The sequence below is a fragment of the Pseudomonas sp. JDS28PS106 genome, assembly GCF_036706555.1.
Taxonomy (GTDB): Bacteria; Pseudomonadota; Gammaproteobacteria; order Pseudomonadales; family Pseudomonadaceae; genus Aquipseudomonas.
In genome coordinates, this window is sequence record NZ_JBAJGT010000018.1 from 1 (window position 1) to 14,966 (window position 14,966).

At 63.4% G+C, this 14,966-nt stretch carries 9 protein-coding genes; 1 reads left to right on the plus strand and 8 read right to left on the minus strand.

Annotated features, from left to right (window positions below; all coding sequences use genetic code 11):
- Window positions 1-241: 241 nt before the first annotated feature.
- The 8 genes from TRP66_RS21350 to TRP66_RS21385 form a co-directional block, all read right to left on the minus strand.
- Entirely contained in the window at window positions 242-1,042 is an 801-nt protein-coding gene (locus tag TRP66_RS21350; RefSeq protein WP_333406894.1) for a hypothetical protein, read from the minus strand.
- 65 nt (window positions 1,043-1,107) lie between these two features.
- Window positions 1,108-2,073 carry an alginate O-acetyltransferase AlgX-related protein gene (locus tag TRP66_RS21355; RefSeq protein ID WP_333406896.1) on the minus strand — a complete coding sequence of 322 codons (966 nt, stop codon included), beginning with the start codon at window positions 2,071-2,073 and terminating at the stop codon, window positions 1,108-1,110.
- Window positions 2,070-2,723 carry an alginate O-acetyltransferase AlgF gene (locus TRP66_RS21360; RefSeq protein ID WP_333406898.1) on the minus strand — a complete coding sequence of 218 codons (654 nt, stop codon included), beginning with the start codon at window positions 2,721-2,723 and terminating at the stop codon, window positions 2,070-2,072. The genes TRP66_RS21355 and TRP66_RS21360 overlap by 4 nt, the downstream gene beginning before the upstream one ends.
- A gap of 8 nt (window positions 2,724-2,731) precedes the next feature.
- Window positions 2,732-5,299 carry an NfrA family protein gene (locus TRP66_RS21365; RefSeq protein WP_333406900.1) on the minus strand — a complete coding sequence of 856 codons (2,568 nt, stop codon included), beginning with the start codon at window positions 5,297-5,299 and terminating at the stop codon, window positions 2,732-2,734.
- A complete protein-coding gene (locus TRP66_RS21370; RefSeq protein ID WP_333406902.1) occupies window positions 5,296-7,416 on the minus strand; it encodes a glycosyl transferase family protein in 2,121 nt (706 codons plus the stop codon). The genes TRP66_RS21365 and TRP66_RS21370 overlap by 4 nt, the downstream gene beginning before the upstream one ends.
- A gap of 12 nt (window positions 7,417-7,428) precedes the next feature.
- Window positions 7,429-9,630 (minus strand): cellulose biosynthesis cyclic di-GMP-binding regulatory protein BcsB, encoded by a 2,202-nt coding sequence (locus tag TRP66_RS21375; RefSeq protein ID WP_333406904.1) that lies wholly within the window; start codon window positions 9,628-9,630, stop codon window positions 7,429-7,431.
- A gap of 81 nt (window positions 9,631-9,711) precedes the next feature.
- The gene (wecB, locus tag TRP66_RS21380; protein WP_333406906.1) at window positions 9,712-10,920 is read right to left on the minus strand and encodes a non-hydrolyzing UDP-N-acetylglucosamine 2-epimerase; all 1,209 of its coding nucleotides are present in this window, start codon (window positions 10,918-10,920) and stop codon (window positions 9,712-9,714) included.
- A gap of 530 nt (window positions 10,921-11,450) precedes the next feature.
- A complete protein-coding gene (locus tag TRP66_RS21385) occupies window positions 11,451-13,541 on the minus strand; it encodes a putative bifunctional diguanylate cyclase/phosphodiesterase (RefSeq protein WP_333406907.1) in 2,091 nt (696 codons plus the stop codon).
- 213 nt (window positions 13,542-13,754) lie between these two features.
- On the opposite strand from TRP66_RS21385, the gene mltA reads away from it, so the two are divergent.
- Window positions 13,755-14,933: a murein transglycosylase A gene (gene mltA, locus TRP66_RS21390; RefSeq protein ID WP_333406908.1), complete on the plus strand. Its 1,179-nt coding sequence runs from the start codon at window positions 13,755-13,757 to the stop codon at window positions 14,931-14,933.
- The last annotated feature ends 33 nt before the right edge of the window (window positions 14,934-14,966 follow it).

The following is a 14,966-nucleotide window of genomic DNA, read 5'->3' on the forward strand; positions in this document are numbered from 1 at the left end:
TCTTTGTTGAGGCGGTTGTAGGTTGCTGTGCTCATGTTCAAATCCTTTTCGTTGGTAGGAGAGATAAGGGCTGTTCGTTCAACATGGGCACAGATTACTGATCGCTCTGGAAGCGAAAAAGCGGCTGTAAAGGGTTTGACTGTCCATCATAGGTGGACAATGCAAATCGCCAGCAAGCTGGCTCCTACGTCGCCGCGAACCGTAGGAGCCAGCTTGCTGGCGATAGAAGTAACAGCTTCAATCAAGGCTTATCCGTCAAAGCCTTTACCAGCTCCGGCGTCACATAATGTGGGCCGTCGAAAAGATAGAGGGGATAGCCGTCGTACTCGGCGAGTTGAGGCTTGAGCTCCTCGGCGGTCGCGGAGCGGAACCCGCCGCCGTATTGCGGGCGGAAGGCTTCGGCGATGATCCTGACACGGCTGGCGCCCAGGGTATCGCGCAAGGCATCGGCATATTTGCGAGCTACCGGCGCGGTGCGGGTATAGACCCCGACACCGTCCTGAAAGAACACGCCGATATCATCCGGTAACCAGCTTTTCAGCCAGTCCGCAGTTGCCTGCGGCCCGATATTGCCGCCGTCATAGACGCTGATCCACAGCGGTCTGGGCAGCTTGGCGAGCAGGGCGGGCAGCTCCCTGGCCCGGCTCCAGCTGGGGTCGACTTCAGCGGGGAAGTACCAGCCTGTCACGTTCAGCGGCGTCTTGACCTTGGCGATGCGTTCAGACAACGCCGCCAGTTCTTCGATGTTGTCCCGGGAGCGGTTTTCGCTGAAAAAACCGGCCAGGCCCAGGATCACGTCCTGCGCCCAGGGCTCCTTGGCGATGCGCGACCAGTCGGGCAGCACGGGCACTTGCGGCAAACCGGAACCCGGCACGAAGGACAGCCCGTCCACCACTGTCCATTGCACCAGCAGTTCGCGTGCGCCCAGTTTTTCCCAGTCTCCCTTGATGCCGACCGTCAGGTTATCCGGCTGCCAGACCATTCCGACGATGCCCGGCTTGAGTGGTTTCGATGCAGTGACATACAACATGGCAGTGCCCATCCCCAAAGTCGCTGCAAGCAGCAGAACCCTGACGGTAGCACGCCCCCATTTTTTGCCGGGCAGGCTCAACGCAGCGCCTCGGCGACACGCTTTCGCCATTGCGCGGTCGTAATCACGCCCTTGGGGTTCCAGTTGGCAGCGGCGTCAGGACCCTGATGGAACTGGCCCTCGTTGAATTGCCAGACAATGACTTGCGGTGCGTGCGCGGCGAAATCCGGCGACTCCAGGTATTGCAGCATCGTTGCCCAAGGCCCTACGTCGCCGGGGTTCCAGGTCAGGGAAACCGGACGATCCAGCGCATTGGACAGTTTCTGGGTGAAGCCCAGGTAAGGCTGCACGAAACTGTTGCCGATCACCTGGACCGGAGCGGGCGCATCGTCGATCAGCAAGTCGTGTTCCTCGACCTGATGGCGAACGGTATAGATATCCCGGCCGATCGCCTTGCGCTTGACGGCCGGCAGGAAATTGGCCGCCAGGTCGCCGAATGCGCGCTTGTCGAACCACTCGCCCAGCACCGCCCCGCCACCGGGTTCGCCTTGCAGCCGGTAGCGTTCGCCGATCAGGCCGGCCACGGCATCGGCGGTGTTTTCCGCGCTCCAGGCCGTCCAGTGGTAATCGGCGCGGTAGAACGCGGTCTGCTGGCCGGTCTCGGTGTTGCGCAGGATTGGCTTGAGATCCAGCGTCGTCAGCCCGGCCTTGTTCAGGTCGGCCTGCAAGCGGTCATAGCGCTGGGCCACGGCCGGACTCAACGGCTTGTCCGCCGGCAGGCGCCCTGTGTAGAGCGGCGCTTTCATGGGAACGACCAGCACCACCAGATTGATGTGTTTGCGCTCCAGTTGCTGGCGGACATCCTTGAGCAGCGCGACCGTGCGCGTGATGCCGGGATTGTCGACGGTGCTCAGGCTCTCCCAGGCGGGAAACAGCCAGCCATCCTGGCCGGTAATGACCGCCGAGGCGGCGTGAACCGTGCTCGACAGGCTCAGCAAGGCGCCGGCAATCAACGCGCCCAAAGGCAGAAGGCGAGTCTTCATGGCGCGCTCTGGTCAACGTGGCCGACCAGGCGTGGCGCCTGGGCCGAACCGACCAGGAACAGGCTGTAGCGATCGCCTGCCTTGAAAGGCGCAAGCTTGAACGGCAGGCTCTTGCGCTGGCCGCAACTGGCAGTCAGGGTCGCCTGCACCGGGTTGATGGTGCGCTGCGCCTGGCCGTCCAGCGGCAGGGCGTTGAACACACTGGCGCCATTGGCCAGCTGGACATCGGCCTTGGCGCAGCCGGCGGCGAGGTTGTAGATGTTCAGCTCGGCGCGCAGATCCTTGCCCCTGGATGGCGGGTCGATGACCATGCGCGGCGCGGCGCTCGGGTCCTGGCCGAGGATCAGCGTCACCCAGGCGTTTTTCGGGGCGTTCAGCTCTTTGATTTCGCGTCCATTGACCGTCAGGTGCAAAGGCCGGCGCGAGTCCACGACCTGGAACGCACTGGCCACGGTCGCGGTGGCCGACAACGTAAAATCCGTGCCCTGATTCAAGCGCACTTGCGCCGGGGTGTCGGAAGGGTTGACCACCCGCACCAGCGCCGAGCCTTCCGGCAGTTTCGAGGCGTACAGCTGAGCGATTTCAGGGGCGGCGCAAGCCATGGCCGAAGCCAGACCAAGGCTCAGTCCCAGGCAGATACGAAGGTGCATAAAGGTCCTCACCAAGAGAAAGTCATCCGCGCGAACACGCCTTTGGCGCGGTCATCGCCTGACAGCTTCACGCGATATTGCAGAGAAAAGTCCACGTAGGAGCGCGGGGCGTTGTAGGCGTCCTCGCGGAACCAGTAGCGCAGGTTATGCCCCACCCCGATTCCCGCGGCGGTGCCGGACGAATAATCGGTGCCGCCATCGGCGCGGCTGCGGCTGTCCATTTTCGAGTCGTAATCGAACGCGGCCACCACATGGGGAAAGCTCACCCAGCGCGAACCCGCCCCGCCGATGGCGTAGCTGCGCCCGCCTTGCCACTCGCTGTTGAAGTAATTGCGCGAGTCCTCCAGGTAGCGTCCTGCCTCGGCGAACAGCTGCGACGTCCACCAGCTGTCGGTGTCGACCCGCAGGTCGGTGCCGATGCTCGACCCATACCCCAGGCGCACCAGCCAGTCGCCATCGACATCGGAGGACCCCAGCGGAAAGGTACGCTCCAGCGCGGTCATGATATTGAGCGACGAGAACGGCTTGGCCCGCACCCCGACGGCGCCTTGCAGCGCATCCAGGCCGGTGTCCGAATCGTTGTTCTTGCTCCACAGCGTATCGGTGACACGCCCGTAGAGTTCGACGAACCGCGCATTGCGATAACCCAGCGGACGCCACGACAGTTCGGTGCTGTTCTGCAGGCTGTCGTTGCTGCTGTCGCCGCGTCGGCCGTTGTCCGAGCCGCCGGTGGACGGCGCGGCGCTCAGCCCGCTGCTGGAGGTGTTGCCGCGATAGCTGGTAGTGCTGATCAGCCCCCAGGTCCGCGACACATCGGCCACGGCGCGACGGGTATCGAACAGTTGCCTGTCGGACAGGTCCAGCTCGCCGGCCTTTTCGGCATCGATGACCCGTTTGAAATAGCCCACCGCCTGCTGGTCGTCATTGACCCGCATGGCGTTGTAGGCCGCGTCCTGGGTCGCGGTCGGAGTCAGGCCGGTATCGGCGTCCGCTTTAGCGAAGGCTTCATGAGCGGCTTCATCGTCGCCGGCCTGAACCGAGACATACGCCACCTGCAAGTCACTCATGGCCTGCAGCTCGCCGGCGTCACGCGCTTGCTGCAAGCGTTCGCGGGCAGTGCGGCGCTGGCCGAGGGCGGCATACAGGCTGGCTTCTTCGTAAGACGGCAGGCTGCCCAATGCCAGGGCCTGGGTGAAATCCCGGCGAGCGCCGGCGTCGTCGCCGGTCTGCTGGCGCAGGCGGCCGCGCTGGGCCAGCAATCGGGCATCGTCGCCATTGGCCTGCAAGCCTTGACTGGCAGCCTCGATAGCCTGAGGCACCTGCTTCTGTTCGGTCAGCGTGCTGACCAACAGGCTGCGATAAGCCGGGTTGCGCGGCGCGCGGCGAATGGCTTCTTCGGCCAGCGATTGCGCCGAAGCCGCATCCTTGTTCGCCAGTGCCGCGTACGCCTGGATCGCCAGATCGGTGCCGTTGTCACGCTGATTGCCCGGCCAGATATCGCAGATCAGGCCGAAGGCGCTTTCCTGGCAGTTGAGCGACGGCGCCGCAAAGCGTGCGGCGGTGTCGAGCCCTTCGCCTTGCCTGCGCAACGCGACCTGCGCCGCCGCCCGGCGCCGTGCCAGTTCGCCGCTGTCATCGGGCGGCAATGCCTGCAACTGCTCCAGCGCCTGTTGCGGATCGCCATTGGCCAGCGCCAGATCGGCGGCGAAGAAACGAATCTCGCGGACTTCCGAATCCAGCAAACCTCTGATGGCCAGCGCCTGACGCAGATCGTCGCGGGCCGCCCGGGTCTTGCCCTGGCGATTCAAGGCATAGCTGCGCAGAATCCACGGGGCGATCTCTTCATCGTCCTGGGCCAGCGCGCCGGTCGCCGCCTGTTCGGCGGCAGGATACTGTTGCGCGGCCAGCAGGGTGCTGATCAGCAGCTGTTGATTGGCGCCGATTTCCGGCGCCCAGCCTACGGCCTTGCGGGCTCGGTCTTCGGCCAGTGTCAGATTTCCCTGTTCCAGCGCACGGTAGCCTTCGATGGCCAGCGGCGCGGCCAGTTGCCGGCGAATGGCTTCGCGGCGCATCAACAGCGCGTCGTCATCGAGAAACGCCTGCAACGCTTGAGCGGTGGCCTGATCAGCCTCCTCCAGTCGTTGCTGACGCTGCAAGGACTCGATCAACAGCATCCGGTAGTCCATGCGTCCGGGCGCCTGGGCAATGGCCTTGCGCGCCTGGCGGGCCGCCAGGTCGAAATCGTCCCGATCGTAAGCCTTGAAAGCTTGCGCCGCCGCGGCGAAACCCGGGCCGGGGCGTGACGGCTGGTAGCGCTGGGGATGATCGCGGCGTTGCTTGTCGCGCTCGGCCAGGGCGATCAGCGTGCGCAATTGCGTGGCATCGCTGCGCTGGCGCAGTGCTTCCGTGGCCTTGGCGATCGCCAGGTCGTAATCCTTGCGGTCGTAGGCGGCATACGCCTGGTTGGCGAGGATGTAGGCCGGACCGCTCAACGGCAGCGGCAGCACCTCGGCCTGGCCGAGCAAAGGTGTCAGCACCAGGGCCGCGGCGAAGCTCAATGAGAAAGCGCGCTTCATTGCGGCTGGCCTCCCGCCGGTTCTAGCGAGACGCGACTGTGCTGTCGCGCCACGGCCTGTTCGATGGTTTCGCGCGGCAATACGCCGGTATCCACCAGGTAGTCGCCGATCCGGCCATGCTTTTGCGGACGGTAATGGAGCATGGCGCGGGCGAAGGTCTGGCGATCCAGCAAACCTTCCTCGATCAGCAAGTCGCCCAGCAACGGCGCGCTGGAAGACAGCGGCTGGCCGCGAACGATGCCCCGTTGGCGCAGTTGCTCGACGATCTCGTTTTCCCGGGCAATCAGCTGCACAGGTTCCATACCGAAGTGTTCGGTCAGTTGCCGGCGACCTTCATCGGGCAGCGGGCTGGCGACGGCGATTTGCGCACGGCCCTGCTGATCGGCCGCCAGCGGAATGGCACGCCAGCGCAGTGCGAATTCGTTATCCAGTACCGAGGAAGGCTGCGCTTTGCTCGCCACATCGAACACCCGTGGCAGCCCGCTTTGAAAGGCGATGGCTTCGGCCAGGGTTTCATCGTCGAGCCAGCCGTGGCTGAGCAGAATGCGTCCCAGCGGCAGCTGGCGGGTCTGCTGCTCATCCAGGGCGCTCTGCAATTCGTGGTCTTCAATGGCCCGCCACGACACCAGCACGCTGCCCAGTTTGCGCGGCGCATGGGCCACCAGGTCGGCGGACGGGAAATCATGCATGGTCTTGTCCCAGACCAGCTTGCGATTGAGCAGCTTGCCCACCAGAAACATGCGCCAGGCCCGGGCCGCGGCCATGAAGTTGACGAAGTTGCCCACCACCATGCGCGGAATCGACAGCAGGCCATGCTGCCAGCCGTACAGCACCGAGGTGAAATAGCAGCGGTGGATGATCCGCCACAGCAGCGCGAAGCCGTTGGCGATCAGCAGGTACTGGATCAGGCCGGTGGTTTCGAAAGGCGTCGGGAAGCTGGTGTCCCACAGGCCACTGGCGCGCAGCACGATCAAGGCCACCAGCTGGATCAGGATCAGATAGGCAATGATGCTGACGAATGAAGTCACCACGCTCTTGCGGTCACGAAACAGCAGGTAGCGGTTGGCCAGCGAGCCGGTCCAGCCCATCTGCTCCCAGCCTTGCAGGCCGATGCCCAGTGTCCAGCGGGCTTTCTGGCGAAAAGCGGTGCGGAAAGTATCGGGAAAGAACTCGCGCACGCACAGCGGCATGTTCAGCGTCGACTCGTAGGCGGGGCGGAACCACGACTTGCGCATCACGCGAAACTGCACCGGGAAGCGTACGAAGATCGAGGTCATGCCGTAGCGATAGAGACGCGCGCCCACGTCGTAGTCTTCGGTGAGACTGTCGGTGTTGAACGGCTGGTTCTGGTTTTCATCGACCAGCACCTGCAAGGCGCGTCGCGAGAAACAGGTGCCGACGCCCGCCGACGGCACGCTGTCGGTCATGCTTTCGCGCACCACCAGATCCTTGCCGTGCCATTCGGCGAACTCGTCCATGTAAGTGCCGGCGACCCACTCGTACCAGTTGCGCTCCAGCGACACCACCGGCAGCTGGATCATGTCCTTGCGCGGCAACAGGTAGTTGAACAGGCGCAGCTCCAGCGGGTGCAGGACGTCTTCGCTGTCGTGCAGCACCACGCCCGCGAAGCTGAGCGAGTGGGTCTGCTCATACAGGAAGATCGCCTGGATGACCCAGTTCAGGCAGTCGGCCTTGCAGGTCGGGCCGGCATGTGGCACCTCGACGCGATGCAGCTGCTTGTAGCGCCGCCGCATGCGCTCCACCTCGTCGATGGTGCGCTGGTCGTTGATGTAGGTGCCGACGAACACGACATAGTTCTGGTAGTCGAGGGTCGACACCATGTTCTCGATCATCGGCGCGATGACGTCGTATTCCAGCCAGGCCGGGACCATGATCGCCAGCGGCTGCTGGTCCCGTTCGGTCAATTGCTGCACGGTCAGCGGCCGGTAACGGCGCTCGGCGGTGAATTTGCGGTACAGGCGCCGGGCCCAGTACCACAGGTCGATGACCAGATCGTCCAGACTCGAAATCAGGATGATGGTCCCGACCACGATGGTCGCGACCTCCAGCACGCTGTAGTAGTGGGCCAGCCAGTAAGGCCAATAGAGCGAGGTCATCGAGGCGTCCCGTTACTGGCGATTGCGACGGGCGCGACGGCCGGCCAGCAGGAGCACAAGGAAGAAGATGACGCCGGCCGGAATCAGCCACAGCCACGATGGCGTGCGCCAGGCATCCAGTCCCTTGGGCTCTTCACTGTCGATCATCAGGCTGCCGGTCGGATCCTTGGCATCGAAGGTGCTGATCGCGCCTTCATTGCCCAGCAGGCTGACGTTGCCGCGCTCCAGCACCAATGGCTGTTCGAAGACCGGCGGCTGGCCGCCCAGGGTGCGGTAGACGATGCCATGCTGGCTCGCCGATTCGACCACTTGCAGCGAGGCCATGTGATTGAGGCTCTTGAGGTCCAGCAGGGCCTGATCCTTGTGGTGGATCAACAGGTGGCCGTCGGCGCTGACCTGCACCGCCTCGGTGCTGTCCTTGACCGGCAGCTCGAAAGCCAGGAATGCGCGTTCCGGCGTGACGGCGGCATTGCCATCGGCGCTGACCGCAAGCGTTGCGCGCAGGGGCGAGACGCCAGTGGCGCTGGCGATGTGGATCACCCGCGGCAGGCTGTCGGCCGGATGCTCCAGGTAACCCTGCGGCACCAGCACCTGGGTGTTCTGGGCGAAGCGCGCGGCCATGCCGGAGAAATCATTCCCCACGTCGACCTTGTCCAGGGTGATATGGCTGGTGGGCTGCACCGAAACCGGGAACGGCTGCGGAGTTTCCCGGCATTCATTGCTCACCGGCTGACGCTGGAACGACACCCGCAAGGTGTTCTGCGCCGCCAGGGCGTAGCGCGGAATGCGCGCTTCGATGCGCTCTTTCTTGCCGTTGGCATTGAGCTGCGTCGCGCCGATCAGGTAATCGTTGAAAAACACCGTCGCGACCGGCGGGGTGCTGGTTGCGCCGGGCGCGGCGGCCACGTCGATCACGGCATTGACCGGGACCCGACCGTCATAGGCGATGCTGCCCAGCGGGAACGAAGTGCTCCAGTCGCTGCGGGCCAGCACGTCGAGGTTGCCCGGCTTGCCGCCCAGGCGTGACAGGGCGATGCGGCCGTCTTCGCTCAACGGCATCGCGACTTCTTCGCCCAGGGTCAATTGACGCTCGCGGGCCAGTGCGTTCCACGCAGAGCCGAACACGCCAATGGCCTTGTCGACCGCGTCATGATTGACCATCAACAGCGGATGGGCGCCGAGCATGCCCAGGCGCACGCTGGCGCTGTTGTCGAGGGTCGCGTTGATGCGGCTGGCGCGCCACTGGCCCAAGGCTTTGGCCGCTTCAGGATCCAGACTCTGGACCTGACTTTGCAGCGCATCCAGCGAATCGTTGATCGCTTTCGCCAGTTGCGGATCATGGATGGCCAGGTCGGCGTTGAGCGCCGGTGTCTGGCCCAGGACCAGCAGAGCGCCGATTTCAGCGGCGTCCTTGAGGGTGTGCTGGCCCTGATGATCCAGGCTGGCGAAGGCCGGGATCTGCTTGAGTTCGGCCGGGATGCGCACCTCACTCAGATCGATGCGGGTCTGCGGCGTCGGGAACGGCAGAATTCGCGCCTGTTTGCCGATGCGCTGCAGCGCCACGCCCAGTCGCCAGGCCGCGTCGTAACTGGCGCTGGACAGCGCGCCGGGCGCGACCAGGATGCCCGGTTTACCCGGCAAGGCGTTCCAGGCGGCGCCCACGTTGTTCAGATAGCGTGCGTCGTAGCTGTAGCTCAGCCGGGTCTGCGGGTCGATGCGCAGCACGTTGCCGATCGCGCGCTGCTCTTCGCACAACACCCGCGGCGCAATCGACGACCAGGCCACGCCCAGGCGCAACGAGCCATTGGCGCGCGCAGCCTTGTCCACGCCCACTTCGACGTTGGCGTTGCCCTGCGGCTCGTTGAGCCCCAGCGCGCGCACCGGGTAACCGTCCAGCGACAGCAGCAAGGTATTGCGCGCCGACTCGCCGTTCAGGTAGCTGGCGTCGAAATTCAGGGTTGCGTCGGTCAACGGGACGTCGGCCGGAACCGGCAGGTACAGCTCGCGGCGCGCATCGCTGGCATCGAGGATGATCGGCCGATCGATGCCCAGATCCTTGAGCGCGACCACACGCTGCTGGGACGTATCGGCATTCAGCCGGCTGATCGCCTGGCTCAGCGGAGTCTCGATGGCGAAGGCGCAGGCGGGCACCAGGCCCAGCGCGCAGACGAAGGCGCTCAGCGCGGCCGTGTTTACGGTAACGGAAGACGTCATGTGGGGTTAATTCTCGGTCAATACAGGTATCAGGGGATCAATCGCGACGTGGTTGCCGCAGCAAGGCTGCGGAGCGCCGTTCTAATGAAATCGGGTATTGGCGGTGGCCTGGAGCGAGCCCCGGCCGGCCGGCGGATGAGCGACGAACTCGTCCACCTCGCGGCCCATCAGCGCATTGACGATGCGCTCGCAGGCCCGGCCGTCGCCATACGGATTGGCGGCTCTGGAGGTCCTGCGCCACAGGAACTCGTCGTCGAACAGGGCGCAGACGCCGTGCACGATGCCATCGGTGTCGGCGCCGACCAGGCGCACCGTCCCGGCCGCCACGGCCTCGGGGCGCTCGGTGACTTCTCGCATGACCAGCACCGGTTTGCCCAGCGACGGCGCTTCTTCCTGCACGCCGCCCGAGTCGGTGAGGATCACGTGGGCCAGTTGCATCAGGCGCACGAACGACAGGTAGTCGAGCGGCTCGATCAGATGCACGTTGGGCAGATCGCCCAGCAGGCGGGTCACCGGCTCTTTCACGTTGGGATTGAGGTGCACGGGGTAGACGATCTGCAGGTCCTCGCGCTTGGCCAGCAGGCTCAGGGCCTTGCAGATATTCAGGAAACCGTCGCCGAAGTTTTCCCGGCGATGTCCGGTGACCAGCAACACCTTGCGTCCGGGCATCAGGAAACCGAACTGGCGATCCAGCGCATGGCGCAGGCGGGGGTTATCGTCGATACGCCGGGCGGTCATCTGCAGGGCGTCGATCACGGTATTGCCGGTCACGAAGGAGGTGCCCTGCAGGCGCTCTCCCAGAACATTGCGCCGCGATCCGTCGGTGGGGACGAACAGCTGATCGGAGATCAGGTCGATGCTGCGCCGGTTCATTTCTTCAGGCCACGGCTGATAGATATCGCCCGTGCGCAACCCGGCTTCGACATGACCGACCGGAATGCGTCGATGGAACGCCGACATGGCCGCGACCATGGCCGAGGTGGTGTCGCCATGGACCAGCACGCGGTCGGGCTGCATCTGCTCCAGCACCGGATCGATGGCCGCGTACAGGGCGGCGGTCAGGGTGTTCAGGGTCTGTCCGGGCGTCATCACGTTCAGGCTGTAATCGGCCTTGAGTTCGAACAGTTCCAGCACCTGCTGCAACATGCTCTGATGCTGGCCGGTGATGCAGACGCGCGAGTCGATGCCAGGTTCGGCAGCCAGCGCCTTGACCAGCGGTGCCATCTTGATGGCTTCGGGACGCGTTCCGAAAATCGAAAGTACTTTGAGTCGAGGTCTGACTTGAGCCATTGATTACTCCCACGCATTTATTTCATGCGCCGCCGCAGCGTCCTCGAGGCAATAGACTCAAGTCACTGATGAATTGATATCGGGTCAGGCATATACAGCGGTATTGGCTGAGTGCTCATGAGCTGAACAAGCTGACAAGAGGTACTTGTCTCAGGAGCGGGTGGGATTATTAGCAAAGGAAATAGAGGAGTGCAAAGTTATTTTTTATTATTTTGACATCATCAAATAATTTGAAACTTCTAAAAAACACAGCGGTCAACCTTGGGTTATCGAAGTTCAGACTCAATATTGAGAGTCGTGCGGGTTAGAAAAATTTATCCTTATGAATCATCAGTTTGTGGGTGATAAGAGAGAATTCTCAGGGTGCCGGGCGCTTTATTCGATTGTCTGGCGATCCGCTTTGCCGGGACATACCGGTGCCGGTCGTCCGAATCATGTTTTTCTGACGTCAGTTTTCCGCCTGTCGATGACAAGGCGGATGACAGGTCGATATATCGATACTTATTTCAGGCCGATAATCGAGTTCAAGTTCAACCGATTATCTTGAGTCGATCTTTCGCGGCGACCGGCCGACCAAACAGATAACCCTGAAAGTGTGAACATCCTTCGGCTTCCAGTTGGGCTTGTTGCTCTCGGGTTTCAACGCCTTCGGCGGTGGTCTTGATCAACAGACTCTTGCTCATGCCCGTAATGGCCCGGACGATGGACATTGCCTCACGGCTTTCGCCCATGTCGCGTATGAAGGATCTGTCGATCTTGATCCGGTCGAAGGGGAAGGAGCGCAAATAGCCCAGCGATGAATAGCCGGTGCCGAAATCGTCCAGCGAGATGCCTACGCCCAGCGCCTTCAAGGCCCGCAGGACGCGCAGATTGTCTTCGCTGTTGTCCAGCAGCACCGATTCGGTGATTTCCAGCTCCAGACGATGAGGCGCAAGCCCTGAGTCTTCCAGCGCCAGGCGAACCGTGTCGACCAGGCCGTCTTTCTTGAACTGCACCGGCGACAGGTTGACCGCCACCGACTGTTCGGTCGTCCAGCTGGCCGCTTCCTGACATGCCAGATTGAGGGCGCGACTGCCCACTTCATGAATCAGGCCGGTGTCTTCGGCAATCGGAATGAAATCGTTGGGCATGATCATGCCTTTGCCGGGATGCTCCCAGCGCATGAGCGCCTCGTAACCGGAAATCCGTCGGGTGCCGGTTTCGACGATCGGCTGATAGTGCAGGTGCAACTGGCCCATGTGCAGGGCCGTGCGCAGGTCGGTTTCTATCGCGCGCCTTTTGCGCGCCGCCTCGTTGAGCTCGTCGCGGAAGCATTCGTAGCGATTGCGGCCGTTACGCTTGGCTTCGTAGAGCGCCATGTCGGCGAACCCCAGCAGGTGCTCGGCCGTGTCGTGATCCTGCGGCGCCAGGGCGATACCGATGCTTGCGCCCACCGAAAAGCTGTGGCCATCGAGCAGGAAGGGCTGGGTGATCGCGTCGATCAGGCGCTGTGCGGTCGCCAGAGCGCCGTCCGCGCGCTCCAGGCCGGGCAGGATGATCGCGAATTCGTCGCCGCCCAGACGCGCAAGTGTGTCTTCGTCGCGCAACTGGCGGCTCAGGCGTTTGCCCAGGGCGCGCAGCAGTTTGTCGCCAAAGGCATGTCCCAGCGCATCGTTGATGTTCTTGAAGTTGTCCAGATCCAGGCACAGCGTGGCGGTCATGCGACCGTTTTCGCGGCCCTGTCTGAGCGCCTGACTCAGCCGTTCGTTGAACAGCACGCGGTTGGGCAGGCCGGTCAGGGTATCGTGATGGGCCATGTGATGAATCTGCGCATGGGCGGCCAGTTCATCGGTCACGTCTTCGGCCACGAACAACACGTAGCTGGGTTGCGCGTCGGTGCTCTGACTCAACAATACCCGGCTGCGCAGAGTGCGCAGGCCGGCCGCGGTTTCGACCAGGGTTTCGGAAACCCGCACGCCGGTATTGGCGCGCACGCTGGCGAACTGTTGCTCAAGGTACTGGGCCGTGGCAGGCGGCAGGCGCTCGCTGAGGCTGTGATCGATCATGCTTTCGCGCTGGCCGTTGAACAGGCGCTCGGCTTGCTGGTTGGCCAGCAGTATCTTTTGCGTTTCTACGTCCTGCACCACGACACTGGCCGGAATGTTGGCGATGACCGAGTCGAGAAAGCGCGACAATGACGCCATTTCCTGACTGTATTGCTCGGCCAGCTCCTTGGCGCGCAGCAGCTCCAGTTCGTATTGGCGACGTTCGGTAATGTCGCGGGTAACCTTGGCGTAGCCCAGCAGCCGGCCGTCCTGTTCATCGTAGATGGGGTCGATGACGACGCTGGTCCAGAACAATGACCCATCGCGCCGCTGACGCTGCCCCTCGGCCTGGAAGCGGCCTTCGCGGCGGGCGGTCTCCAGGCCTTTTTCCGGCAGGCCGGCGGCGCGGTCTTCAGCCGTATAGAACACTGAAAAATGCTGCCCGATGATCTCGTTCGCCGCGTAGCCCTTGAAGCGTTGCGCGCCAGGGTTCCAGTTGGCGACGATACCTTCGGGGGTCAGCATGTAAATGGCGTAATCGACCACGCTCTGAACCAGCAAGCGGTACATGAGATCGGATTTTTCAGTCAACAGCATAGCGGCAGGCCTGGCGGGTTTGTGACCGGGAAGTCCGGTTTAGAGCGGCTCCTGACGATCGGGTTCTGCCGATGGTAGCACATTGATATTGTTCGGGTTCATTGGGCTGTGTTCCCCGCTGGCGCATCGCGAAGGTTTGACCGGCGCTGTGCTTGCGCCACAATGGCGCTTTTTTCGCGACGGCCCGCTGCGGCTGAAAAAGGATTCACGCTGATGATGTTTTCCTTCAAGCCATGGGCACGCGCGCTCGCACTGGCATTGCCCACGACCGTGGTGCTCACGGCATGCGATACGTCCGATAAACCTCAACCGCCCAAGGCGCCGCCTCATACGACCTATACCCAGGCCGACTGGAATGCCTTGCCGGCCGTTGCCGAAGCCGATCTGCAAGCCGGTTTCGCGGCCTGGCGCAGCGCCTGTACGCGACTGAAGGCCGATGCGGTCTGGGACGCGACCTGCGCGGCGGCCGCGGCGCTGGCGCCTGCGCCGACGGCGGGGGAGATTCGTGCCTTTTTGCAGGCGCAGTTGCAGGTCTACAGCCTGCGGGCCGATGGCGGCAGCCCGGACGGGCTGATCACCGGTTATTACGAGCCGGTCTACCCCGGCAGCCTGACGCAGACCGCCACCGCCAAAGTGCCGGTCTATGGCGTGCCGAACGATCTGATCGTGGTCAATCTGGACAGCGTCTACCCCGAACTCAAGGGCAAGCGCCTGCGGGGTCGCCTCGAAGGGCGCGTGCTCAAGCCTTATGACGATGCCGCCACCATTGGTGCCAAGGGGCTGGATGCGCCGGTCGTTGCCTGGCTGACCGACCCGATGGACCTGCAGTTTCTGCAAATCCAGGGTTCAGGGCGGGTAAGCCTGGGCGACGGCTCGCAGCTGCGTCTGGGCTATGCCGATCAGAACGGTCGTCCCTACCGGGCCATCGGTCGCTGGCTGGTGGAGCAGGGCGCGCTCAAGAAAGAAGAGGTGACCATGGGCAGCATCGCCGCCTGGGCCAAGGCCAATCCGCAACGGGTTCCGGAACTGCTGGCCAGCAACCCCAGCTACGTGTTTTTCGCACGCAACCCCGACAGCAACGAAGGCCCCCGTGGCTCGCTCAATGTGCCTTTGACGGCAGGCTACAGCGTGGCGATCGATCGCAAGGTCATCCCGCTGGGTAGTTTGCTGTGGCTGTCCACGACACGTCCGGACGGCAGCCCCGTGGTGCGCCCGGTTGCCGCACAGGACACCGGCGGAGCCATCGCGGGCGAAGTGCGCGCGGACCTGTTCTGGGGCACCGGCGATGAAGCCGGCAGGCTGGCTGGCGACATGAAACAGAAGGGCAATATCTGGCTGCTATGGCCCAAGGGCATGGCGCTGCCGGACGCCGCCCCGACCCCTTCGCGATAACCGCGTCGTTTCCATCGCCAGCAAGACGGATCG